The 557-nt window shown below is 29.4% G+C and carries 1 protein-coding gene; it reads left to right on the plus strand.

Annotated features, from left to right (window positions below):
* Window positions 1–58 precede the first annotated feature (58 nt).
* The coding region (locus IM284_RS23085; RefSeq protein ID WP_047367947.1) for a YrhA family protein at window positions 59–557 on the plus strand (499 nt) is incomplete at its 3' end.

The raw sequence follows: 557 nt of genomic DNA on the forward strand, positions 1-557 counted from the left end.
TGAGTGGGCTATGCCTACTGGTTCACTTTATCCGATAATTTAATTGTGAGGAATTAAAATGAGTACAAATATTAGTGAAATACTGAATGATTTAAAAATCAAAATGACCGATTGGAAATATCCAATAGAAAATCCTATTACAGAACAATACATTGAGAGCATAACTAAGAGGAAATCAATTTCTAGTTTAAACCCAATGCTTGAAAAATTGGGTGATGAAGTTTGTCTATTATTTGTAAATCAGCCTGATTATGTTACATTCTTAGAAACAATGGATGGATTTGAATATAACGGATTAATCCTATTCAGTCTTTCCATACCTGAACCATTAGTTAGAAATTTATTTGTTATTAATGATTTCTACAGAGATAATGATGATTATATTAACTCTGATCTTGCTCAAAGATTAGTGATCGGGGAAGATAGTATTTCTTTATTCACTTATGATACTAAATCTAATCTCTTTGAAATTAGAGATAAAGTTGGTACAGAAAATGTTTTTGGTTCATTTGACAGTTTCACTGATTTTTTAAGAGAGATCCTTGATACTGTAGCAT

Origin of the sequence: Enterobacter cloacae complex sp. P12RS (assembly GCF_014895875.1) — a bacterium.
GTDB classification, from domain to species: domain Bacteria; phylum Pseudomonadota; class Gammaproteobacteria; order Enterobacterales; family Enterobacteriaceae; genus Enterobacter; species Enterobacter bugandensis.